Here is a 1079-nt window from a genome sequence, read left to right on the forward strand (position 1 = left end):
CTTGAAGAAATTGCTTGAGCTCAGGACAGTTTAAATTTTCATTGGTTAAATAGCCGTGGCTTTGAAGCCAGGTAAAGCGAGCAGGATATTTACATCGGTATTTGTTGAAGTCTGTTCCGAAAGTTGACATCGCTTCAATGGTGGCACTGAGTTCACTTTTGGGATTGGTTTGTCCGTCAGGACTCAGAAAAAAACTAGGATCGTCGACTTGGCTTCCTTGCTCGGAAAGAATGCCGACCTGATGATAGTGTAAGAGGTCTAGCCATTGTCGATCATTAGCTAGTTGGGTTAGATCAGAAGCAATACTTTTCGTCGTTGGAAGTAAAACAGCCAAAAACACGAGAATAATTACGAGTAAGCGCATACATCCATGCCGCACGAAAATATTATTATTTTAATAAGAAGAACCTTCTTTCAGACGAAAGAAGGTTCTTCTTTAGCTCTTTTTATGTTGTTAGCCGAGGTATTTCGCTAAACGAACATTTTGCGTCATGATGCTTACGATAGCGTCATACACTTGAGCAGATGAAGTCTCTTCAGTTGGGAACATTTGATCGAAGTTATGTTGAAGTGATACACGGAATGCACGCTTGTCAGCGTCTTCAATTCCGATCATTTCAGCTAGAGTGTCAATTGTTTCACCCTGACCAGTAGCTGACTCCATCGCGATTAAATCGATGTTCTCATCAATGAAATAGTCAACGCCTGATGCCAACGGGCCGCCAGCTGCTTCACAACCTAGTGTGCCAGAAGTCATACCAAAAGTTTGGTTGCCAGAACTACCGTTTGTTGTTGCTGCTAGAACGTGCTCAACCCACGAACTTGGAGATTTAAATACAACAGCTGTACCCAGACCACAACCCGCAGGACCATTTGCCATTGCAACGATTGGTGCAGACGCGATAACAGCGCCAAGTAGTAATTTCTTCATGTAAGTATTCCTTCATCTGTCCATAAATGTATCGATACTTCTTCAATGCCCAAAGCTTGCGCTAAAAAGCAATACAACGAAGAACGCTTCTAGTTTAGACTAATTAACTAGTAGACAAACAGTTTTATGATATTAAAAAAGAATAAAG

At 41.5% G+C, this 1079-nt stretch carries 1 protein-coding gene and 1 pseudogene; both read right to left on the bottom strand.

Features of this window, described 5'->3' with window-relative positions; all coding sequences use genetic code 11:
* Positions 1 to 364: pseudogene (locus tag A3738_RS11900) on the bottom strand (hypothetical protein); the annotation flags it as partial.
* Positions 365 to 454: 90 nt separating this feature from the next.
* Positions 455 to 931 carry a DUF3015 family protein gene (locus A3738_RS11905; RefSeq protein ID WP_068478805.1) on the bottom strand — a complete coding sequence of 159 codons (477 nt, stop codon included), beginning with the start codon at positions 929 to 931 and terminating at the stop codon, positions 455 to 457.
* Between the last annotated feature and the right edge of the window lie 148 nt (positions 932 to 1079).

Source organism: Oleiphilus sp. HI0066 (genome assembly GCF_001635725.1).

Excerpts from the sequence above, each read along its gene's own strand:
- A3738_RS11905 (WP_068478805.1), bottom strand. The coding sequence starts at position 931 with ATGAAGAAATTACTACTTGGCGCTGTTATCGCGTCTGCACCAATCGTT.